The 22,126-nt window shown below is 56.6% G+C and carries 15 protein-coding genes; 10 read left to right on the top strand and 5 right to left on the bottom strand.

Going from position 1 to position 22,126, the window contains the following annotated elements; translation table 11 throughout:
* The first annotated feature begins 282 nt into the window (after window positions 1–282).
* The 8 genes from K6123_RS03365 to K6123_RS03400 all read left to right on the top strand — a co-directional run bounded on the left by K6123_RS03365 (window position 283) and on the right by K6123_RS03400 (window position 12,314).
* Complete coding sequence (locus K6123_RS03365; RefSeq protein ID WP_221794080.1) at window positions 283–2,640, top strand: DUF1989 domain-containing protein; 2,358 nt, start codon at window positions 283–285, stop codon at window positions 2,638–2,640.
* A 44-nt stretch (window positions 2,641–2,684) separates the two neighbouring features.
* Window positions 2,685–3,044 carry a cupin domain-containing protein gene (locus K6123_RS03370; RefSeq protein ID WP_343223961.1) on the top strand — a complete coding sequence of 120 codons (360 nt, stop codon included), beginning with the start codon at window positions 2,685–2,687 and terminating at the stop codon, window positions 3,042–3,044.
* Between the two features lie 85 nt (window positions 3,045–3,129).
* Window positions 3,130–3,681: a dimethylamine monooxygenase subunit DmmA family protein gene (locus K6123_RS03375; protein ID WP_221794085.1), complete on the top strand. Its 552-nt coding sequence runs from the start codon at window positions 3,130–3,132 to the stop codon at window positions 3,679–3,681.
* Entirely contained in the window at window positions 3,678–4,646 is a 969-nt protein-coding gene (locus K6123_RS03380; RefSeq protein WP_221794087.1) for a PDR/VanB family oxidoreductase, read from the top strand. The genes K6123_RS03375 and K6123_RS03380 overlap by 4 nt, the downstream gene beginning before the upstream one ends.
* A 74-nt stretch (window positions 4,647–4,720) precedes the next feature.
* Window positions 4,721–5,740: a heme-dependent oxidative N-demethylase family protein gene (locus K6123_RS03385; protein ID WP_221794089.1), complete on the top strand. Its 1,020-nt coding sequence runs from the start codon at window positions 4,721–4,723 to the stop codon at window positions 5,738–5,740.
* 612 nt (window positions 5,741–6,352) lie between these two features.
* Window positions 6,353–7,342 (top strand): diguanylate cyclase, encoded by a 990-nt coding sequence (locus K6123_RS03390; RefSeq protein WP_221794091.1) that lies wholly within the window; start codon window positions 6,353–6,355, stop codon window positions 7,340–7,342.
* The gene (locus tag K6123_RS03395; protein ID WP_221794094.1) at window positions 7,329–10,772 is read left to right on the top strand and encodes an ATP-binding protein; all 3,444 of its coding nucleotides are present in this window, start codon (window positions 7,329–7,331) and stop codon (window positions 10,770–10,772) included. Before K6123_RS03390 ends, K6123_RS03395 begins: the two co-directional genes overlap by 14 nt.
* Before the next feature lie 441 nt (window positions 10,773–11,213).
* Entirely contained in the window at window positions 11,214–12,314 is a 1,101-nt protein-coding gene (locus K6123_RS03400) for a malate dehydrogenase (protein ID WP_221794096.1), read from the top strand.
* Window positions 12,315–12,484: 170 nt separating this feature from the next.
* On the opposite strand, the gene K6123_RS03405 is transcribed toward K6123_RS03400, so the two are convergent.
* The gene (locus tag K6123_RS03405) at window positions 12,485–13,765 is read right to left on the bottom strand and encodes an NAD(P)/FAD-dependent oxidoreductase (protein WP_221794098.1); all 1,281 of its coding nucleotides are present in this window, start codon (window positions 13,763–13,765) and stop codon (window positions 12,485–12,487) included.
* 389 nt (window positions 13,766–14,154) lie between these two features.
* Between K6123_RS03405 and K6123_RS03410 the strand changes: the two genes are divergently transcribed.
* Both K6123_RS03410 and K6123_RS03415 read left to right on the top strand, forming a co-directional pair.
* Complete coding sequence (locus K6123_RS03410; RefSeq protein ID WP_221794100.1) at window positions 14,155–15,615, top strand: NAD-dependent succinate-semialdehyde dehydrogenase; 1,461 nt, start codon at window positions 14,155–14,157, stop codon at window positions 15,613–15,615.
* Between the two features lie 291 nt (window positions 15,616–15,906).
* A complete protein-coding gene (locus K6123_RS03415; protein ID WP_221794103.1) occupies window positions 15,907–17,244 on the top strand; it encodes an aminotransferase in 1,338 nt (445 codons plus the stop codon).
* 500 nt (window positions 17,245–17,744) lie between these two features.
* On the opposite strand, the gene K6123_RS03420 is transcribed toward K6123_RS03415, so the two are convergent.
* The 4 genes from K6123_RS03420 to K6123_RS03435 form a co-directional block, all read right to left on the bottom strand.
* Complete coding sequence (locus K6123_RS03420) at window positions 17,745–19,169, bottom strand: gamma-aminobutyraldehyde dehydrogenase (protein ID WP_221794105.1); 1,425 nt, start codon at window positions 19,167–19,169, stop codon at window positions 17,745–17,747.
* Window positions 19,170–19,236: 67 nt separating this feature from the next.
* The gene (locus tag K6123_RS03425; RefSeq protein ID WP_221794107.1) at window positions 19,237–20,058 is read right to left on the bottom strand and encodes an ABC transporter permease; all 822 of its coding nucleotides are present in this window, start codon (window positions 20,056–20,058) and stop codon (window positions 19,237–19,239) included.
* Window positions 20,048–21,016: an ABC transporter permease gene (locus K6123_RS03430; RefSeq protein WP_221794109.1), complete on the bottom strand. Its 969-nt coding sequence runs from the start codon at window positions 21,014–21,016 to the stop codon at window positions 20,048–20,050. Before K6123_RS03430 ends, K6123_RS03425 begins: the two co-directional genes overlap by 11 nt.
* A 1-nt stretch (window position 21,017) precedes the next feature.
* Window positions 21,018–22,052: an ABC transporter ATP-binding protein gene (locus K6123_RS03435; protein WP_221794111.1), complete on the bottom strand. Its 1,035-nt coding sequence runs from the start codon at window positions 22,050–22,052 to the stop codon at window positions 21,018–21,020.
* Window positions 22,053–22,126 lie beyond the last annotated feature (74 nt).

Raw genomic sequence — 22,126 nt, forward strand, 5'->3', positions numbered from 1 at the left:
GCTGTGCCAGTTATGGCCGCAAGAGTGTGATTTTTCAGTAAAAACGGCGGTTTAGACGACATTTCAGGGGGCGATAAAAGGGGTTAAGCAGATGGGGTTACCCCTTCATGAGTATTGAGACAAGGCATCCTGCGGGTAAATATTTTTAACCATTGGGAAACAGCTGATCGGGAAACTATCAATCGCTGTTTCGGTGACAGAAACCCCGTCTGATTGCACCACCGTGAGGCCAACCGCATTTGGTTGCACTGGGATGAATCAGTACCGCAGGCAGGATGTTTTATGGCTTTTGCACTCAAGTCGACCAGCGACACCCGCTCCAGCGCGTTGCCACGCCGTTACCGGTTGGCGCAGCAGCGTTGGCAGCTGTTGCAACTGCAGTCCGGCGATACGCTGTACTGTGCTGGCGACGATGCCTTGCAACAGCTGGAAGTCATTCGTCTGGACCAGCCACAAGCCCCGGCGCTGGCCGCCGAAGCCGCCAGTACCGGGCTGGCGGCGGGTACGCTGGCGATGCTGGAACAAGCGGACTCCGTGGCGCAGGCACTGCAACAGAAATTGGCGACGCTGGAATTACCCGCTGGCTGTCTGGAACAGGCACTGACGCTTGCCGCAGCCGCACTTAACAGCGGTGTCGAACTGGTTGCGCAAGCGGCCCAGACACTGCTGATCGTCGCGCCTGCCCGGCCGCTGTATCTGTTCGAAGCCGATCACTATCTGGCACCGGCGGAAGTGACGCTCAGTCACCACAGCGAGGCCTTCGCCGATGACCTGCCAGATGCCATGGCTGCCGTAGCCCAGAGCATTCGTATTCCTGACAGCAGTGCTCGTGCCTACACCGTCAAGGCCGGTGAATACATCCAGATTATTGATGTCGAAGGCAAGCAATGCTCCGACTTTATCGCCTTTGACCTGGCCGATATTGAAGCGCTGCGACGCGGAGAAATTGCCGCTGCTGAGGTCGCCACCCTGGATGCTGCGGCGACCCGCACCATGATGGGCCATGCGCTGCCAAAGCCGGGTTTGCACTCCCGCTTCTACGACCAGAACCTGCGTTCGATGCTGGAAGTGGTACAGGACACGGTTGGCCGTCACGACAGTTTCTTGCTGGCCTGTACGCCCAAATACTACGAAGACGCCGGTTATTTTGGCCACATCAGCTGTACCGCCAACTTCAATAATGCGCTGCAGGAGTGGGGCATTCCGCCCCGCGCCGGTTGGCCAGCGATCAACTTTTTCTTCAACACCTCGGTCTGTGACGAAGGCTCGGTGACCGGTGATGAACCCTGGTCACGGCCGGGCGATTACGTGCTGCTGAAAGCCAGCCGCGATCTGCTGTGCCTGAGCTCCGCCTGCCCGGATGAAATCGACTCCGCCAACGGCTGGTGTCCGACCGATATTCATGTGCGCGTTTATGGCGCTGAAAACCTGTTTCCACGTGCACTGGCGTGGCGCAATGCCCCTGAGGAGCTGCCTCGAATGACTCTGCAGACCGGATTCCACCGCCGAGTGTCGGCACTGACCCAACACCTGAGCGAGTACCGCGGTTATTGGGTCGCGGATGAATACAACGGTTACGGTGCCACCGCCGAATACCTTGCCTGCCGTGAGCGGGTGGCGATGATCGACCTGACGCCACTGCGCAAGTTTGAAGTGATGGGGCCGGATGCTGAACAGCTGCTACAGCTGGCGCTGACCCGCAACGTGCGACGGCTGGCGATTGGCGAAATCAGCTACACCGCGCTTTGCCATGTGACTGGCGGCATGATCGACGACGGCACCATTTTCCGCCTCGGGCCACAGACCTTCCGGCTGATCACGGGCGACAGCTGGGTTTGCAACTGGCTCAAGCAGCTGGCTGCTGAACACAACTTCAAGGTACGGGTGCAGGAATCGACCTCGCAGATCCACAACATTGCCGTGCAAGGCCCTAACAGCCGTGAGCTGCTGAGCCAGCTGATCTGGACGGCCGAACATCAGGTGCCGGTGACCGAACTGGCCTGGTTCCATTTCACGCTCGGTCGCCTTGGTGGCCCTGATGGGCGGCCGGTGATGGTGTCCCGTACCGGTTACACCGGTGAGCTGGGCTTTGAAGTCTGGTGTCACCCGGACGATGCCGAACAGCTGTGGGATGCGGTGTGGGATGCCGGTCAGGCCTTTGATATTGCGCCGATGGGCTTCAAGGCGCTCGACATGCTGCGTATCGAAGCCGGGCTGATCTTTGCCAACTATGAATTCTGCCCGCAGACCAACCCGTACGAAGCCGGTATCGGTTTTACCGTGCCGATGAAAACCAAGGAAGACGACTTTATTGGCCGTGAGGCGATGGCACGTCAGAACCCGGAAAGTCGCCACAAACTGATGGGACTGTTTATCAACAGCACCGAGCCGGTGGCGCATGGTGACGAGGTGTTTTTCCCGCTCGCCAAGGGTGGTCGTTTCCCGGTTGGGGTGGTGACCAGCGCGATCTTTTCACCGCTGCTGAAGCGACAGATCGCCATGGTACGACTGGCGCCGGAAGCAGCAGCGGTGGGTACCGAACTGGAAGTGGGCCAGCTTGATGGCCTGCAGAAACGCATTGGCGCCAGTGTTACCACACTGCCGTTTTATGATCCCGAACGCACACGAGTTCGTTCCTGAATAACGATTATTACAGCGCAGAAATTTAATTCGGTAAGGCGGACATCAAGATGCCAATGATTCACTACTCCGAAGCACAGAAATTGCAACAACCACCCATGGGCCGCGCAGGCATCAACGCCTGGCTGGGCGATGTTGCGGTTTCCAGAGACGACGACAAAACCATCGCCGCCGGATTCTTTCGGCTGGAAAAGTCCGATGAACCACTGGTGTACGAATACACCCATCATCAAATGAAGGTGATTGTGGAAGGTTCGATGATCATCAAGGACGAAACCGACTACCGGGTGGTGGCCCGGCCAGGCGATGTTTTTTACTTCATCAAAGGCAGTGTGATCACCTTCAGCTCTGAAGACTATGGCATTGGTTTCTTCTGTAGCCAGCGTCGTGAAGGTGAAGGCTGATTTGATGCTTTAAACGCCAGTTTCGGGCTGTCTCACATCCTCCCTGCTAGTGAGGCAGCCCATTTTATTCGTTAAGGAGGTTCGTATGACGACACCTGTAGAAATTGATGATCGAGTCAAAAGTCGGCCGCAGTATGGCCCGGTGAAGCTGCAGACCAGTCAGCAGCAACAGGTGTTTGTCAGCGCCGACGCCAACAGCGCCACGCTGCAACAGATGTTTGATGAATGCACCGATATTGTCGGCCCGGACCGCTGTCTGTGGCTGACCATCAGTGCTGACAAAGCCACCATGGCCACTGAACTGGCAACCGCGACGGCGGCATTGCCAGTGGCAACCGCTATTTATGTCTCGGGTGACGAATCCTATATGTGGGACGTTCGCAACACGCTGATCAGGTTGGGCTTTGCTCCGGAACAGATTCAGATGCTGGCGCCGCTGTCGACTGCCCGCCGTTTGTTCTGCACTCATTGTTACACCGTGATGGAGGGTGTCACCCACACCCCGCACAAATGCGAAGGATGCGGTGAGCTACTGCTGGTGCGTGACCATTTCAGCACCCTGATGGGCTCTTATGTTGGCGTATCCATCAACGCTGAAGACCCCAGTGAAATTCCTGCGCCGGAGGCCCTGTCATGAGTTTGAACAGTACCGATAACTATCAGGTGAAAGTGGTGGCTATTCGTGACGTGGCACCCACCATTCGGGAATTTACCCTGCAAGGCATCAATGGTGAGCTAACCCCGTTTTCTCCGGGTGCCCATGTGGTGGTGGCGATGCCGGGTGAGACCGCCGAAGGCAAGGCCAAAACCTGGAAAAACGCCTATTCGCTGTTGAGCGATCCGCGTGACAGCAGCACCTACAAGATAGCCGTACGACTGCAGGATCAATCCCGTGGTGGCTCGGTCTTTATGCACACCCGGGTGAGCGAAGGCGACATTCTCGAAATTACCCCGCCAGCCAATCTGTTTGCGCCCTACTGGCGCGCCCAAAAACACCTGCTGATTGCCGGTGGCGTGGGCATTACTCCCTTTATGAGTTATCTGCCGGAATTACAGCGGGCCGGCGCCAATTTTGAGTTGCACTACAGCTATCGCGGCAACCAGACCGGTGCCTACGCGGCGGAATTGCAACAGCAACTGGGCGACCAGGTACGCTGTTACGACGCCGATGCTGGCGAACGTCTGCAGCTGGCCGAACTGCTGAAACAACAGCCGCGCGGCACCCATATCTATGTATGTGGGCCAGAACTGCTGCTGGATGGCGTGCGTCAGAATGCGGCGTTGCTGGGTTACCCGGACAGCCTGATTCACTTCGAGGAATTCGCCGCACCACAACCGGGCGAACCGTTCAGCGTAACCCTTGAAAGCAGTGGTCAGAAGGTGGACGTGGGCGCTGATGAAAGCCTGCTGGAAGCCCTTGAGGCCAGTGGTGTGAAAGTACCGAATCTCTGTCGTGGCGGTGTTTGCGGCCAGTGCGTCACCAAACTGGTCGACGGTGAAGCCGAACACAGAGACGCCTTCCTTGACGACGGCGAACGCCAGAGCTGCATCATGCCGTGCGTGTCACGGGCCAAATCGAAAGGTCTGGTGCTGGGGCTGTAATCGTTTCAGGCCGCACCATCAAACAGACAGGGCCTTGTTCTGTGGGGAACAGGGCAACCGAAAAGGAACAGAATATGCGTATTGCACCGACCAAACTCGAAACCTTCCGCGACGACTTCAGCTACACCAACAGCGACTTTGCCATCGAGCGTTTTCCGTTCCCGTTTCCGCAAGACGACTACATGTACTCGGTCAACATTGAGCCACATACCTTGCCAGGGCCGGTCGACAGCGTTTATGAACACCTGATCGACGTTGATGAACATTACCTGTCCGAAATGCGTGAACGCAGTCTGGTGCTGGAAGAAATGCCAAAGCGTTGTCTGGCCATGCCACATATGGAACTGGCCTGCTGGGATATGATCGACCGTTGCATGACCACCATGGCAGAAGACTACCCTGAGTGGTTCAGCCTGACCAAAAACGGTGACCAGTGGCACTGGCACAACAAGCTGCTGAAGATCGAAGACACCTTTACCTTTGGCGACAGCAGCACCTTGCCAATGCCGCCGATGGAATACATGGGCCGTCAGGTGCAGGGCGACTTTGCGTTGCTGGACCAGCGTGATGGCGACCTCTTTATGGATGCCGGAGTCGTCACTTGTCCGGCTGACTGGTCGATCGCCTTTGATGCCGGAATGGGCTTCAAAGAGTGGCACGGGCCAGTGCCAATGGCCAACGAAATGGGCATTTTTGATCGCGCCCTGAAATACCTTTGCGCGATTCCGGTGAATCGTCCGGTTCGTCGCCTCAACTGGACCCTAACCGTCAACGCCCGCATGGATACCTCGCCGGAAACCTACTCAAAATGGGGCAGTGACCGCACCACGCTGACGCCAGAAAACATCGGCAAAAAGATCTATTTACGGGTCGAATTGCAGATGATGGACCGGATGCCGCGCTCCAATGCACTGATGATGAGCATTCGGACCTATCTCGCCAGTATGGAAGATTTGTGCAGCAACCCGGAATGGGCACGCCGCCTGCATCGAGTGATGAAGGGGCTGCCGCAGCCACTGGTCGAATACAAGGGCCTGACGCGTTACCACCCGATGCTGGTGGAATGGCTCTCACAATTTGACCCGGTGAACTGAGCAGCGCCTTTGCTCCAGGAAGCCTGACACGCCCCGCAGCTTTCGTCAGGTGTTCCAAAGGTCTCCAAACCCGCAATTAGCCCGCATTCGTGCGGGTTTTTTTTGCTGTAAGGCATCATCCTTGGCGAATGATCTCCGTGTGTACGGCTGGATAAGCGGGATGATTCTGACGTTTGGGAATCTCGAAGTTGTAGGGTCCAGGCATGTGTGGACAAGCGTTGTTGATAAGCCGCGCAGCCACTGTCGGGACATGTCCCGACCCTACGAAAGGGGCGTTGAACGATTATTATCGTAGGCTCCAGCATACCCGGACACGCGGGATAATTTGGGCGTGCGGGGAATCTCGAGGGTGTAGGGTCCAGGCATGCCTGGACAGGCGTGGTTGACAGGCGCCCAACACCACCGGGGTCACGATGGGCATGGGGTTGAACAATCATGATCGTAGAGTCCAGGCATGGCTGGGCAAGTAATAATGTGAGCCAACCGTCTGATTGTCCAAATGACAGCTTGTCCGTCTTCCGATTTCGCCACGTATTGTCTATTCTCAGACATCATCTATCCAATCCGCACGGGCGCCACTCCGTCCGGACCCAAGCTTTACCCGGAGTATGAATGATATCCAGGAAGCTGGAACTGCTGGCTCATCCCGAGCGTTCAACCGTATTGGTGGTCGATGACGATCTGCTCAACCGCTCCATCATGGTGGATTCGCTGCAGCCGCATTATCAGGTGATTGAAGCCGAATCCGGTGAACAGGCCCTGCTGTTGTTGCATCGTCACAAACCGGATCTGGTGCTGCTGGATATTGTGATGGAAGGGATTTCCGGGGTTGAGGTCTGTCGCCAGATCAAGGAAGACCCGGACGAAGAAATTGCCACCATTCCGGTACTGTTCGTCACCGCGCTGGACGATAGCCGCCAGGAACAGCTGTGCTGGGAAGCCGGTGGTGCTGATTTTATCGCCAAGCCCGTCAACGTCATTACCCTGCAGTATCGCGTCAAGGCCCACGTGACACTCAAGCGCCAGAGCGATGTCTTGCGTCGGCTGGCCAACCTTGATGGCCTCACCGGCCTCTATAACCGCCGCTATTTTGATGAACAGCTGCAACGCAGCGTCCGTGATCAGGCCAATAACCAGCAGCATTGGTCACTGATCATGCTGGATGTTGACCACTTCAAAAACTACAACGATCGCCACGGCCATGTGATTGGCGATGAGTGCCTGAAAGAAGTCGCCCGGCTGATGATGTCTTCGGTGCGGCGGTCGCAGGACATGGTGGCGCGGCTGGGTGGTGAGGAATTCGCCATTCTGTTGTCCGGCACTCGCCTTGATGGCGCCGAGCGGGTGGCTCGTTCGCTGTTGAATACCATCCGTAATACTGCTCAGCTAAGCGTCGATAATGGCAAAGGGAATGAGCTGAACTATCCTTTTGTGACGGTCAGTATGGGCATTACCGAAATTCTCGGAAATGGCGATCTGGCAGAGGAAGACTTTCTCAAACAGGCCGACGAAGCCCTCTATCAGGCCAAGGGTGCAGGCCGTAACCGTATCTGCCGCTATGCTCAGGGGCTGATCGAAGAGGTAGGAGATGAACCGGTATAACGGTGGAGTACGCGCGCTGGGATTGCTGCTCAGCAGCCTGGTTGCCCTGTATGCGCTGGTATCGGTCATTGAGTACCAATTTATCAGTCGGGAAACGCTGGATATCTATGCCAATGAGCAGGCCCAGATTGTCCAGGCAGATCTGGAGCTATTGGGCGATGAGCTGAAAGACAATCGCAGACGCTCACTGTTTCTGTCGCAAGTGCCGCCCATGCAGGGCATCTTGCGGGCAACGGCCAGCGGCGGCGTTGACCCTTATGACGGCACCGCCTTGAGCGAGTGGAAACGTCGGTTGCAAACCATCTTCTATTCCTACCTGCAAGCCAACCCGGATGTACGTCAGTTGCGCTATATCGGCCTGGCGGACAACGGCCGTGAGCTGGTGCGGGTAGACCGTCAGAACGACACCATTCGAATCGTCGAGCAAGCCTCGCTGCAAGAAAAAGGTGATCGGGATTATTTTCTTCATACCATCAGTCTGAAACCCGGTCAGATCTATGTGTCGCCGATTGAGCTTAATCACGAATACGGCGTTGTTGAGTACCCGGTATGGCCCACCTTCCGGGTCGCTATGGGGGTATATGCTCCGGCTGGCGACATGTTCGGGTTTGTCATCGTGAATGTTGATGCAACCCAGATGTTTCGCCAGCTACAGGCCCATGAAATCACCCAGCAAGTGTTTTTGATCGACCAGAATCGTAACTTTCTGCTGCACCCGCAAAAGCGTTTTGAGTTCTCTTACGAGTTTGGCAATCCGGTGCTCTGGAAAGATTATTTTGATACCGCCATGGGCGAGTTTGGTCTCACTGCCCAGCTTGTTACCGATATGGAAGGCCAGCGCTGGCTGATGCAGGGCCAGCGGCTGGTGTTTAATGGCGACCCGGCACCGAGATGGTTGTATGTCGCCCGCGCTGTTGCCTACGATCGTATCAGCAACCAGATTCTGGAAGCGTTTCTGCGTTATCAATTGCTGTCGTTTTCGCTGTTTGTCGTGGTGGTCTTTTTGGTGATTGCCTTGCATCGCTCGGCGGCTGCGCGGCGCTTGGGCCAGACGATGGAAGCGCGTTTCCAGAAAGTGGTGTCAGCGATGTCAGAAGCCATCCTGCTGGTCGACCGCCAGGGGGATATCAGTGAGATGAACCCGGCTGCGGAAGTCTTGTTTGAACAGCTGGTTGATCACCCCTTGATGCCAGGACAATCGCTGCAGCAGCTGATACCGTTTTGCGCTCCCCAGATTGATTCCGGGCTGGCGGCGCTGGGGTTTTATCAGGATACGATCACATTCGACGTTTCGCTCCATAACCTCAGTGGTGAGGCAGTCTTTCTGTCGATCACCCTCAGTCGGCTGGATGTCACGGAAAAACGCAAGTTCAATCAGGTGGTGGTGTTGCTGCGTGATGTCACCGAATCGGAAATTAACAAGAACATTCTGGAAGAGACCAATCATCAGCTGGAAGTGCAGGTGCAGCAGCGAACGGAGCAATTGCGTACTGCGCTGGTGGAAGCACGCCAGGCCAGCGATGCCAAAAGCCGTTTTCTGGCCACTATGAGCCACGAAATCCGTACGCCGATGAACGGTATTTTCGGCATGCTGCGGATGCTCAAGAAAGATCCGTTATCCATTCGCCAGCAGCGCCATCTGCAAATGGCCGAGCAAAGCGTGCAGGCTCTGACCCGACTGATTAACGATATCCTCGACTTTTCCAAAATCGAAGCGGGCAAGCTTGAAATTGATATTGGCGAGGTGGATCTGGTTGAACTGATTCACAACAGCGCTTCAACCATGTCGATTGCAGCGTATGAAAAAGACCTTGATCTGATCTGCGACCTCACCGCGATCCAGCATGTGTTGGTTAAAACCGACCCTAACCGTTTGCGCCAGATCGTCAGTAACCTGCTCAGCAATGCCATCAAGTTTACCGCCGAAGGGCGCGTATCCTTGCGGGCTGAGACCCAGCTGCGCGGCGATGATCAGGTCTGGTTCAGCTGTCAGGTACGGGATACCGGTATTGGTATTGCTGCTGAACGCTTACAGGGAATTTTTGACCCCTTCGCGCAGGAATCCGCCAGCACATCACGCGAACATGGCGGTACCGGTCTGGGCTTGTCTATTTGTCGGCAGCTGTGCGAGCTGCTGGGTGGCCACATTGATGTGGTCAGTCACAAGGGTGAAGGCAGCACTTTCAGCTTTGCCTTGCCGGTAGAAGCGATACCAGGCTCAGCGCTGGAAAAGATTCGTCATATGGATCTCTCCGCCGTGGGTAATGCACTGGTGTGTTTGCGTTCGGATGCTGAAGCTGAGCTGGTACAACGGCTGTTGTTGCGTTGGAATATTCCGTCGTCTCTGTGTGATGGCACGCCGGAGCACGCCTGTGAGGTCAAGGCTACGTTACTGGTGGTTGATAGCAGTCGGCTGCCGGAAAATTTTGGCAGTGATTATGCCAGTATGTTTGATTACGTCATGGTGCTGGGTTCGCGCCATGCAATCAGCAGTGACGTTGCACTGCCTGGCAACGCGGTGCTGGTTGACCGGCCGCTGACCCAGATAAACCTGTACGATTTTTTCCAGCAGCTGACGCCGGATCTGGTGGTATTGAAAGAACGGCCGCCGCGGCTGGTGATACAAACCGGCTTTCTGGCTGGTTACACCCTGTTGGTAGTGGATGATCACTCCATCAACCGGGCGGTGGTAGCGGGCTTGCTGGAAGACAGTGGCGCTGAAATCATCGAGGCCAGTGATGGTGAGGAAGCTGTTGAAATCTTCCGCCAGGCTCAGCAACAGCGGCCCGTTGATCTGATTCTGATGGATTGTCATATGCCGGGTCTGGATGGTTACGAAGCCACCCGCCAGATACGGCAACTGGAAAATTCCCTGCAGCTGGAGGAAACCCCGGTGGTGGCGTTGACGGCTGCAGCGATGTCGGGTGAAAAAGAGAAATGCCTGGCCTGTGGCATGAACGATTACATCAGCAAACCACTTGATCCGGCGCGGCTGTACGAAGTTTTGAAGCGTTATCTGACGATCAGGGAATCGAATGCGTCTGCAATGGTTGCCGATGAGGTAGATGAACAAGAGAAAAGCATGGCGACGGCTGAGCTTTGGGATACCGAAGGCGCGCTGGCGCGTTTGAATAACAACCAGCAGCTGTTTGAACGGGTGATGGCGCTTTATCTGGAAACCTCGCCGGAAAACCTGCAACAGATCAGCGCGGCGGTCGAAGCGGGAGATCTGGGCCGTGCCCGCTCAATGGCACACAAGCTCAAAGGCGCTTCCAGCAGTGTTGGCGCGACGGAAGTAACCCGGCTGGCGCAGCAATTCGAACAACTGGTCGACGGCTGGCATGAACGACAGGCCAGCCGTCATTGCCAGTTGCTGCAACAGGCCTATGACCGCTTTGTTATCGCAGTGGAGCAAGCCCGGAACTCGTAGGGGCGAGACATCTCCTCCGACACCAATGGCGCAACCATCAACCGCATCTTGTCCAGGCATGCCTGGACCCTACGACAACAACTCTTTTCAATGGCAGACGCAGGGTCGGACGTATCCTGTGGGTGTAGGGTCGGGACATGTCCCGACAGCAATAGCGCAACCATCAACCGCACCTTGTCCAGGTATGCCTGGCCCCTACGATCATGATTATCCACCACCGAAACGCAGGATGGGCCATGCCCATCATGATCTCGGTGGCGGCCCAGCCTGGCTGACAGAAGCTTGCCGGTTGCCCCTCTGACGCAATACCAACGGCCGATACCAATCAGTCCTAAAAACCATCATTGGAATGTGGTTTTCTCAATTACCATGTCGTTTTGGCCACATTCGGCGTAGGCCTGCCGTGCTATCGTCGGCCGTAAAACAACCATGGAGGATGCCATGCGCAGACCAATTCGAATTGCTGTTACCGGCGCTGCTGGCAGCATTGCCAGTCATCTGTTGTTCAAAATCGCCGCGGGTGAAATGTTCGGCAAAGACCAGCCGGTGATTCTGCAGCTGATTGAAATTCCCCAGGCAATGGAAGTTTTGCTGGGTTTGGCGATGGAGCTGGAAGACTGTGCCTTCCCTTTGCTGCACACCATTACCCTGCACGACAACGTCGAAGAAGGTTTTGAAAACGTTCACTACGCGCTGTTGATTGGTGCGACGCCACGCCGTCCAGGCATGGAGCGCAAGGATCTGCTGGAGAAGAACGCCGAGATCTTTGCCCGTCAGGGCAAGGCACTCAACGACCACGCCAACCGTGACGTCAAGGCCCTGATTGTTGGCAACCCGGCCAACACCAACGCGCTGGTGGCGGCCCGTAATGCACCGAACCTGAGTCCGTCGCAGTTCACCACACTGACCCGTCTCGACCAGAACCGCGCCATTGGCACGCTGGCCAATCACACCGGCATCAACCCGAAAGACATCGACGGCGTGATCATCTGGGGTAACCACTCAACTACCCAGTTCCCCGATCTGCATCAGGCGACCCTCTACGGCAACCCGGCCATGCCAGCCATTCCGATGGACTGGTACACCGAAACCTATATTCCGGCGATCCAGAAACGGGGTGGGGCGATTCTCGAGAAGCGTGGCGTTTCCAGTGCGCCGTCGGCCGCGCAGGCCATCGTTGACCATATGCACGACTGGACACTGGGCACCCGGCCTGGCCAGATCGTCTCCATGGGCATCGCCAGTGACGGTTCATACGGCATCGCCAAGGGCATTTATTATTCCTTCCCGGTGCGCTGTGACTACGGCCGTTATCAGATTGTGCAGGGCATTGAACTGAATGCGTTCCAGCGCGAGCGGCTGAAATTCACCGAGGAAGAGTTGCTGGAAGAACGCGCAGGGGTTGAGCAGCTGCTGCCGCAGGAAACCGAAGCCTCACACACCAACCTCAGCATTTGCCTGAAGTCTGGCGTCACCCTGTATGCCGATGAAACCGGCCCGGGTGAGAGCTTCAAATTCCTGCGTATGAACCGGGTGATGTAAGCCGACGTTTCCGGAGTTACGGTTTTGCAGGTCGGATAAACGAACGGAGTGAGTGCCATCCGACAGGCCAATGTCAGATGGCAGCCGCTGCGCATCTTTATCTGACCTACGGTTTTCGGTAGGTCGGATAAGCGAACGAGGTGAGTGCCATCCGACGCTTCGGCGCTGTTTTAAATCCCCAGCTTGTCGCGCATGTCGTACCAGAACGCGCCCATGGCGGTGTACGGAATACGCATCAGGCGGCCACCCGGGAACGGGTGCTGCGGCAGGCTGGCCATCACGTCAAAGCGTTCGGCCTGGCCCTGAATGGCGCTGGCGATCAGTTCACCGGCCAGGTGGGTTGATGTCACGCCGTGGCCGGAATAGCCCTGGGCGTAATAGATGTTGTTGCCGATACGGCCGAACTGCGGCAAACGCATCAGCGTCAGCAGGAAGTTACCGGTCCAGGCGTAGTCAACCTTGACGTTTTTCAGCTGCGGGAAGGTTTTCAGCATTTTCGGCCGAATCAGCGCTTCAATCTTGTCCGGTTCACGGGCTCCGTAAGTCACACCGCCACCGTAGATCAGCCGACCTTCGCCACTGATGCGGAAATAATCGAGCAGGTAGTTGCAGTCTTCAACGCAGTTGTCTTTTGGCAGCAACTCACGTTGCAGTTCCTTGCTGAGCACCTCGGTGGTGATGATCTGGGTGCCGCACGGCATGGATTTCTGTTCCTGCTGGGGCAGCAGGCCGGTCATGTAGGCGTTACCGGCCACCATCACGTATTTGGCGGTTACCTGGCCGTTGGCGGTTTTAACCACGGCAGGTTCGCCTTCAACAATGCTGGTCACTTCGGACTGTTCAAAGATACGGCCGCCGAGTTTTTCCACCGCCAGGGCTTCGCCACGGGCAAGGTTGAGCGGGTGCAGGTGGCCGCCACTGTGATCCAGCAGGGCACCTTCGTAACGTTCGGTACCAACGTAATCTTCCAGGTCTTTTTTACCCAGCATTTGCAGGTGCTGGTTGCCGTGTTTTTCCCACAGCGCCTTTTTCTCTTCCAGTTCGTGCATCTGCTTGCGGTTACAGGCCGCAAAGATGCCACCGTCTTTCAGGTCACACTGGATGTCGTACTGCTTCACCAGGCGACGAATAATCTGGCCGCCTTCGAAGGCCATCCTGCCCATGGCGGTCGCGGTTTGTTTGCCGTAGTGGCGCTCAATAAAGTCCATGTCACGGCTGTAGCTGTGAACAATCTGGCCGCCGTTGCGGCCTGAGGCACCAAACCCCACCTTGCCAGCTTCCAGCACGACGACGGAAAAGCCGCGTTCAGCCAGGTGCAGGGCGGTAGACAGGCCGGTGAAACCGGCACCAATAACACAAACGTCTGCTTCAACCGCACCCTGCAGGGAATCACGGGAAACCGATTCATTGGTCGAAGCCGCGTAGTAGGAATCCGGATAAATAGTGCTCATGTGGTTCTCTCAAAGGGTGTATCGGGTACGGTGTTCTGTTCTGGCTTCCACAATACGAAGCCGGGCGTGGCCAGGCCATACCTACCCAGGGATATATCGTCATTTAGTCCCTGGATGCTTCTATTATGGCCATTGTTTAAGACATCCGGGGTATCGTCTGGCTGCTCATTCTGCACCTCTGTCATGACCGGAATCGCGGGGTAAATGGCGGCTTTGTCAGCCCTGCTGGCAAGCCGCTGCGCAGCGACCGTTGAGAAAAAAGTTCGCAAATTCAATCCGCCCGGGTTGTGTTAGGTTTTTTCAACGTAAGCGGTGGAATGAGCTTATTTAATGGCCTGATTAGCCCGGCTATAACAACTTAATACGAAAACAAATACAGGATTCGCGCTATGGCATTTTCCATTCAGAACAGTGAGCTGCTGGTCACCAAAGGCCTGATCGATGGTCAGTGGGTAGATGCAGACAGCAAGGGCACGGTTGCAGTATTCAACCCGGCAACCGGTGAAGAACTGGTGCAGGTGGTCGACATGGGCGAGGCCGAAACCCGCCGTGCGATTGAAGCTGCCAACAAGGCTTTCCCGCTCTGGTCTGGCAAGACTGCCAAGGAACGCAGCGACATCCTGGAAAAATGGTTTGACCTGATCATGGCCAACCAGGATGAACTGGCCGCGATCCTGACTGCCGAACAGGGCAAGCCACTGTTCGAAGCCAAGGGCGAAATTGCCTATGGCGCGTCTTACGTTAAATGGTTCGCCGAAGAAGCCCGTCGTGTTTACGGCGACATCATTCCGGCAGCCCAGCAAGGCCGTCGCAACCTGGTGATCAAGCAGCCTATTGGTGTGGTAGCAGCGATTACGCCGTGGAACTTCCCGTCAGCCATGCTGGCGCGCAAGATTGCTCCGGCGCTGGCAGCTGGTTGTACCATCGTCTGTAAGCCTGCTACTGAAACCCCGCTGTCAGCACTGTCTATTGCACTGCTGGCTGAGCAGGCCGGTGTTCCTGCCGGTGTGATCAACGTGGTTGTCGGCAGCAGCTCCCGCGCCATCGGTGGTGAAATGACGGCCAACCCGCTGGTGCGCAAGCTGACTTTCACCGGTTCTACGCCAGTGGGCAAGCTGCTGATGAAGCAGTGTGCCGATACCGTCAAGCGCACTTCCATGGAGCTGGGTGGCAACGCGCCAATCATTATTTTTGACGATGCCGATCTGGATCAGGCCATCAATGGCGCGCTGATTTCCAAGTTCCGCAACTCAGGCCAGACCTGTATCTGCTCCAACCGAGTAATGGTACAGGCCGGTATCTACGACCGTTTTGTTGAACGTCTGGCGGCTGAAGTGAGCCAGTTCAAGGTTGGTAATGGTCTGGAAGAAAGCACCACTCACGGTCCGCTGGTTAACGAGAAAGCTGTTAACGGTGTCGCTGAACTGGTTGATTCCGCTGTTGCTGATGGTGCCCGTGTGGTTCTGGGTGGTGCTCGTGGTGAACAGGGTGCCTGTTTCTACCAGCCAACCATTCTGGCCGATGCCAAGCCATCCATGCGGGTATTCAAAGAGGAAATCTTTGGCCCGGTGGCGCCGATCTTCAAGTTCGAAACCGATGAAGAAGCCATCGCGATGGCCAACGACACCGAGTTTGGTCTGGCGTCCTATATCTATACCAACAACCTCAAGCGTATCTGGAACGTTTCCGAAGCGCTGGAATACGGCATGGTCGGCGTTAACGAAACCGCCATCAGCTCCGAAGTGATTCCGTTTGGTGGCGTGAAGGAATCCGGCCAGGGCCGTGAAGGTTCCAAATACGGTCTGGATGATTATCTGGAAACCAAGCTGATCTGTCTGGGTGGCTTGTAAGACCTGATTTCCATGCCGTTTGGAGGCGTAGGTCGGATAAGCCTGCGCCATCCGACGGCAGGCATTGTCTGATGGCAGCCGCTTCGCGTCTTTATCAGACTTACTGGATCAGACCTACAGGACACCTCGTTGCCACACTCGGCGTGGTAACGGGCGCTCAAATGAAATTTCGGCTGTTGCCACGCAGCAGCCAGCACCAACAACGTTAGCCGACGGCCCGTGAGCTACACCCGTCGCCGGCGTTTTTAAAATATCGCAGCTGATTGCAGCTGGAGTGATCGGGAGCAGCATATGTCTCACATGGTATATCCAACCACCAACTTCAAGGCGGTTGAGCAAATGACCATCGAACGCGGTGATGGTATCTACGTTTATGACAACCACGGCAAACAGTACCTCGAAGGTATGTCTGGCCTGTGGTGCGCATCACTGGGCTTTAACAATGCCGAGCTGATCGAAGCTGCGACCAAACAAATGGAAAAGCTGTCCTACGCCCACATGTTCGGCGGCAAGGTACACGAGCCAGGCATGCAACTGGCCGACAAGCTGTCTGCCATGGTGCCGGTTGAAAACGCTCACATCTTCATGGGCAGCTCTGGCTCTGACGCCAACGACTCCCATATCAAGATGCTGCGTTACTACTTCGCTGCCATCGGCAAGCCTGAAAAGCGCAAGATCATTGCCCGTGAGCGTTCCTACCACGGTGTGACCGTTGCAGCGGCCTGTCTGACTGGCTTGCCAATCAACCAGACCAACTTCGACCTGCCGATTGATGCGCTGGGCATTCTGCGTACCGACGCGCCACACTACCTGCGTGGCAAGATCGAAGGCGAATCCGAAGCTGATTTCGTTAACCGTATCGTTGCCAACCTGGAAGCCATGATCCTGCGTGAAGGCCCGGAAACCATCGCCGCCTTTATCGCCGAGCCAATCACAGGAGCTTCCGGTGTGATCGTGCCGCCAGCCGGCTATTACGAAAAAGTACAGGCGGTACTGAACAAGTACGACATCCTGTTCTGGGCTGACGAAGTGATCACCGGCTTTGGCCGTACCGGTAACGACTTTGGTGTGACCACCATGGGCATCAAGCCGGACCTGATGAGCTTCGCCAAGCAGCTGTCATCCTCCTACGTACCGATTTCTGCCTCTGTGATTCCTGGCAAGATGTACGACGCCATGGTTGATGAAACCAACCGTCTGGGCGTATTTGGCCACGGCTACACCTACTCCGCGCACCCACTGGCTGCCGCTGTAGCGCTGAAGACCCTGGAAATCTACGAGCGTGACAACACCTTCGCCAAAGCGGCAGAAACCGGTGAATACCTGCAGGCGCGTCTGGCTGAATTCAACAGCCACCCACTGGTGGGTGAAGTGCGTGGCGCTGGCATGATCGCCGCCGTTGAGCTGGTGGCCGACAAGGACAGCAAGGCTGCCTTCCCGGATGGCAAGGTTGGCTACTTCGCTGCTAACGCCTGTCAGCAACACGGTTTGATCAGCCGTCCGGTTGCCGGTAGCTCACTGGCACTGTGTCCTCCGCTGATCACCACCAAGGCGCAGATCGACGAAATCGTTGAGAAGATGGGCAAGGCTCTGGACGACACCATGGCGTTCGTACAGCAGCAAGGCTGATCGACCGATTAACCGTTGGGCTGGTGGGGCCGCATCCACACCAGCCTGATGGCGCTTGACCCTGTTTGACCCTGCAGTACCAGTCATTTCATCCTGCTGTGGCGGTTCCCGTGACGGTCACAACCAGTCCTGCTGTGCTGTGTTCACCCTGTACGCAGCTCTTCCTCCTTTTATTTGGTCGCAGGATGAATTTTTTGCCCCCGCCTCTGGGGGCTTTTTTGTACCCGGAATTCGTGATGCCGTTGTCCAGGCATGCCTGGACCCTACGCAAGCATGGTCAACCCTGTGGTTGTTCCCCAAAATTCGTAGGGTCGGGACATGTCCCGACAGCGGCTGTAATGTTTTCAAACGCTGTTGTCCAGGCATGCCTGGACCCTGCGCAAGCTGATGCCCGGCCAGCGGCAACAAAAAAGCCCTCGGTTCAGGAACCAGAGGGCAAGGAGTATCGGCACGGGACTGCCGAAAGGGGTGCTGTGGCTCAGGCCACTGATTACCTGCGTTTAATGCTTGATCATGACATGGCGGATGGTGGTGTAGTCTTCCAGTCCGTACATCGACATATCCTTGCCATAACCAGACATCTTCATACCACCGTGCGGCATTTCGGAGGTCAGCATAAAGTGGGTGTTGACCCAGGTGCAGCCGTACTGCAAACGGGCACTGATGCGCGCAGCGCGGCCGGTATCACTGGTCCAGACGGATGACGCGAGTCCGTAATCGGAGTCGTTGGCCATTCGCAGCGCGTCGGCTTCGGTATCAAATTCGGTGATAGATACCACGGGCCCGAACACTTCCTTGCGGACGATGTCGTCGTCCTGCAGGGCACCGGCAATTACGGTTGGTTCATAGAAATAGCCGGCACGATCGGCTTTTTTACCGCCGGTGGTGATGCTGATGTGCGGCAGCGCGCGAGCGTTGTCGACCATGCTGGCGACTTTCTCAAGTTGAGCAGCGGACACCAGCGGGCCCATTTCGACGCCTTCTTCATCCTGGCTGCCGATCTTGATGGTAGCGACTGCGGCAGTGAGCTTTTCGACCAGCTGTGGATAAACCGATTTCTGCACATAGATACGGCAGGCGGCGGTGCAGTCCTGACCGGCGTTGTAGAAGCCAAAGGCACGTAAACCGTCAACCACCTCATCGAGGTCAGCGTCGTCAAACACCAGAACCGGCGCTTTGCCGCCCAGTTCCATATGGGTCCGTTTCATGCTGGCGGCACCGCTTTCAACAATCTTCTGGCCGGTCGGAATTGAGCCAGTCAGGGACACCATGCTGACGCCCTTGTGGCTGGTCAGTGGCGCACCAACATTGATACCGCCACCAAACAGCACGTTGACCACACCAGCCGGGAAGATGTCTTGCAGCACTTCGCTCATCTTCAGGGTGGTCAGCGGGGTGATTTCGGACGGCTTGATGACCACACAGTTACCGGCGGCCAGTGCTGGAGCCAGTTTCCAGGCAGCCATCATCAGCGGGTAGTTCCAGGGTGCGATAGAGGCCACCACACCGACCGGGTCACGACGGATCATGGAAGTAAAACCGGGCAGGTATTCAGCCGCGGCGGAGCCGTTCATACAACGGCAGGCACCGGCAAAAAAGCGGAACACGTCGGCGATGGCCGGGATTTCATCGTTCAGCGCGGCGCTATAAGGCTTGCCAACATCGTTGGACTCCAGTCGGGCAAATTCTTCGCCCATCGACTCAATGGTATCGGCCAGTTTCAGCAGCAGCGTCGAACGGGCGGACGGGGTGGTCTGGCTCCAGCTTTCAAAGGCACTGTTAGCGGCAGCAACCGCAGCATCGACCTGTTCAGCGCTGGCTTCGGCAATTTGACACAAGACCTCACCAGTGGCCGGGTTGTAAACGTCCATCAGGGCGCCGGTGCCACTAACCAGCTCGCCATTAATCAGCATTTTGTTGAGCATGATGTTTCCTCTTTTGCAGGTCGTTGCGAATTTCTTTACGAATGTCTGTACGAATGGGTTTACAGGGTTATTTACCGCTACCGGCAACACTGTCGCCGTCGCGGGTTAACAGATAAGCCAGGCTGACCGGAATCATGGTGGCCAGCATCACCAGCAGCGCTACCACGTTGGTGACGGGCACATCACGCGGGCGGGTGAGCTGGTTCAGCAGCCAGATTGGCAGCGGTTTTTCATGACCGGCGGTAAAGGTGGTGACGATCAGCTCATCGAACGACAAGGCAAACGCCAGCATGCCACCGGCCAGCATGGCCGAGCCCAGATTCGGCAGCAGGATGTAGCGGAAGGTCTGCCAGCCATCAGCACCCAGGTCCATCGAGGCTTCAATCAGGCTCGCCGAGGTGCGGCGGAAACGCGCTACCACGTTGTTGTAAACAATCACTACGCAGAAGGTGGCGTGGCCAATAATGATGGTCAGCATGCCGGGTTCGAGACCCACCGCCTTGAAGCCGTTCAGCAACGCCAGGCCGGTGATAATACCGGGCAGGGCAATGGGCAGAATCAGCATCAGGGTGATGCTTTCCTTGCCGAAGAACGACTTGCGATACATGGCTGCCGCCGCCAGGGTACCTAACACCAGTGCGATTAACGTCGCGAAACAGGCAATCTGCAACGACAGGCCAATGGCTTCGAGTACGTCCTGACGTTGTAATGCCACGCTGAACCACTTGGTGGTAAAGCCTTTTGGTGGAAAGCTGAAGGCCGATTCCTCGGTGTTGAAGGCGTAAATCGCGATCACCACAATCGGGAAATGCAGGAACAGCAGGCCACCCCAGGCAGCCAGTTTCAGCCACGGGCTGGCGCCTGGTATTTTTTGAGAATCAGAGCGCATCGAAAGCCCCCATACGTTTGACGATAGCGAGGTACACCGAAATCAGCACAATCGGCACCAGTGTAAAGGCGGCGGCCATCGGCATATTGCCAATCGAACCCTGCTGCACGTACACCATGCTGCCGAGGAACAGTCCTGGCGGCCCAACCAGTTGGGGCACGATGTAATCGCCCAGCGTCAGCGAGAAAGTGAAGATGGAGCCAGCGGCAATGCCGGGCACTGACAAGGGCAGAATCACATGCCGGAAGGTTTTTGCGGGCGTCGCGCCAAGGTCAGACGAAGCCTGCAACAACGACGGCGGCAAGCGCTCCAGTGACGCCTGAATCGGCAGGATCATGAATGGCAGCCAGATGTAGGTGAATACCAGAAAGCGGCCCAGATTCGAGGTCGACAGCGTATTGCCACCGATTCCCGGCAGGCTCAACAGCCAGTTCAGCACGGGCGTTAGATGCAGCAGATCGATAAACCAGTTGCTGACGCCTTCCTGTGCCAGCAGTAGCGTCCAGGCATAGGCCTTGACGATATAACTGGTCCACATCGGCAGCATCACTGCCAGATAGAAAAATGCCTTGGTCTTGCCACTGGCATAACGAGCCATGTAATAGGCCACCGGAAAGGCCAGCATGGCACTGAACAGGGACACGCTCAGCGCCATCAGCAAGGTGCGCAGGATGATGTCGAAGTTGGCGGCTTCAAACAGCTGGGCATAGTTGCTCAGTGTCAGCGTGTGGCTGACCAGCATGGTGAAATCGTCGAAGGTGTACAAACCCTGCCACAACAGTGCCAGCAGCGAGGCGATATAGACGGAACCGAACCACAGCAGCGGTGGTGTCAGCAGTAATAACAGCAGCAGTTGGGGTTGCAGATACAGTGCATCACTGCAGCGTTGCAGCAGGTTGCGCGGCTGCTCCGGGTGGCTGTTAAAGGCAGCCGGGTTGCTTGAAACGGCGCTGCTCATATCAGGCTCCTGCGGCCGCTGTGCGGCTACTATCCAGACTGACCATGGCACCGGTTTGCCAGCTGATATGAGTGACCTGGCCCGGAGTCGGTAATGGCTGTTCAGTCAGCAATGTGTTGGCCTGCAGGGCAGCGATCAAAACCCCCGGAGCGACTTCTACCTCAATGCGGGTGTTGGCTCCCTGATACTGGATATCGGTGACGGTACCGCTGAGATTGATCTGTTCGGTCAGCGCGCTGTTGTTGACGCTGATGAACTCCGGCCGTACGGCAAAGGCATCGACACCGGCCAGCTTATGGGCCAGTTCGCCGCGTACAACGTTGGCGGAGCCGACAAAGCTGGCGACAAATTCGGTGGCCGGGCGGTTGTAGAGATTCTGCGGGGTATCGAGTTGTTCGATACGACCCCGGTTAAAAACGGCGACCCTATCCGACATCGACAGCGCTTCGGTCTGGTCGTGGGTAACAAAAATAAAGGTGATACCTAACTGGCGTTGCAGACGCTTGAGTTCGCCTTGCATCTGTTCGCGCAGTTTGAGATCGAGGGCACCCAGAGGCTCGTCGAGCAGCAGCACTTTGGGACGATTCACCAGTGCCCGTGCCAGCGCGATACGCTGACGCTGGCCGCCTGATAGCTGAGCCGGTTTGCGGCTGCCGTGGTCTTTCAGGGCGACCAGCTCCAGCGCTTCCTGGGCCCGTGCCAGCCGTTCCTTTTTCGCCACGCCCTTGACCATCAGGCCGTAGGCGATGTTGTCGATCACGCTCATATGCGGGAACAGGGCGTAGTCCTGAAACACGGTGTTGACGTTACGCTGGTACGGCGGCAAGCCGGTGGCGTCTTTGCCGTGAATCACAATCTGGCCGTCGTCCGGTTGTTCGAAGCCGGCGATCAGCCGCAGGCAGGTGGTTTTGCCGGAACCGGAAGGCCCCAGCATTGAAAAAAACTCGCCTTCGGCAATGTTCAGCGACACCCGGTCGACGGCGGTGACGTCGCCAAAGCGGCGGCAGGTGTTAATAAATTCGACGGCGTTGGTCATGGTGCTTCTCTGGTTGTCATTCTTGTATTCGAGCCTGTTGGTCTGTCGGATGGCGCTCACTTTGCTCGGTTATC

It is taken from the genome of Oceanobacter mangrovi (genome assembly GCF_019740315.1).
In the GTDB taxonomy this organism is placed as follows: domain Bacteria; phylum Pseudomonadota; class Gammaproteobacteria; order Pseudomonadales; family Oceanobacteraceae; genus Oceanobacter; species Oceanobacter mangrovi.

Bases quoted from the DNA above. Each gene is read 5' to 3' on its own strand.
- K6123_RS03400 (WP_221794096.1), top strand. From the start codon at position 11,214: ATGCGCAGACCAATTCGAATTGCTGTTACCGGCGCTGCTGGCAGCATT.
- K6123_RS03380 (WP_221794087.1), top strand. From the start codon at position 3,678: ATGAGTTTGAACAGTACCGATAACTATCAGGTGAAAGTGGTGGCTATT.
- K6123_RS03430 (WP_221794109.1), bottom strand. From the start codon at position 21,016: ATGAGCAGCGCCGTTTCAAGCAACCCGGCTGCCTTTAACAGCCACCCG.
- K6123_RS03435 (WP_221794111.1), bottom strand. From the start codon at position 22,052: ATGACCAACGCCGTCGAATTTATTAACACCTGCCGCCGCTTTGGCGAC.
- K6123_RS03385 (WP_221794089.1), top strand. From the start codon at position 4,721: ATGCGTATTGCACCGACCAAACTCGAAACCTTCCGCGACGACTTCAGC.
- K6123_RS03425 (WP_221794107.1), bottom strand. From the start codon at position 20,058: ATGCGCTCTGATTCTCAAAAAATACCAGGCGCCAGCCCGTGGCTGAAA.
- K6123_RS03365 (WP_221794080.1), top strand. From the start codon at position 283: ATGGCTTTTGCACTCAAGTCGACCAGCGACACCCGCTCCAGCGCGTTG.
- K6123_RS03395 (WP_221794094.1), top strand. From the start codon at position 7,329: ATGAACCGGTATAACGGTGGAGTACGCGCGCTGGGATTGCTGCTCAGC.
- K6123_RS03375 (WP_221794085.1), top strand. From the start codon at position 3,130: ATGACGACACCTGTAGAAATTGATGATCGAGTCAAAAGTCGGCCGCAG.
- K6123_RS03410 (WP_221794100.1), top strand. From the start codon at position 14,155: ATGGCATTTTCCATTCAGAACAGTGAGCTGCTGGTCACCAAAGGCCTG.
- K6123_RS03420 (WP_221794105.1), bottom strand. From the start codon at position 19,169: ATGCTCAACAAAATGCTGATTAATGGCGAGCTGGTTAGTGGCACCGGC.
- K6123_RS03415 (WP_221794103.1), top strand. From the start codon at position 15,907: ATGTCTCACATGGTATATCCAACCACCAACTTCAAGGCGGTTGAGCAA.
- K6123_RS03390 (WP_221794091.1), top strand. From the start codon at position 6,353: ATGATATCCAGGAAGCTGGAACTGCTGGCTCATCCCGAGCGTTCAACC.
- K6123_RS03405 (WP_221794098.1), bottom strand. From the start codon at position 13,765: ATGAGCACTATTTATCCGGATTCCTACTACGCGGCTTCGACCAATGAA.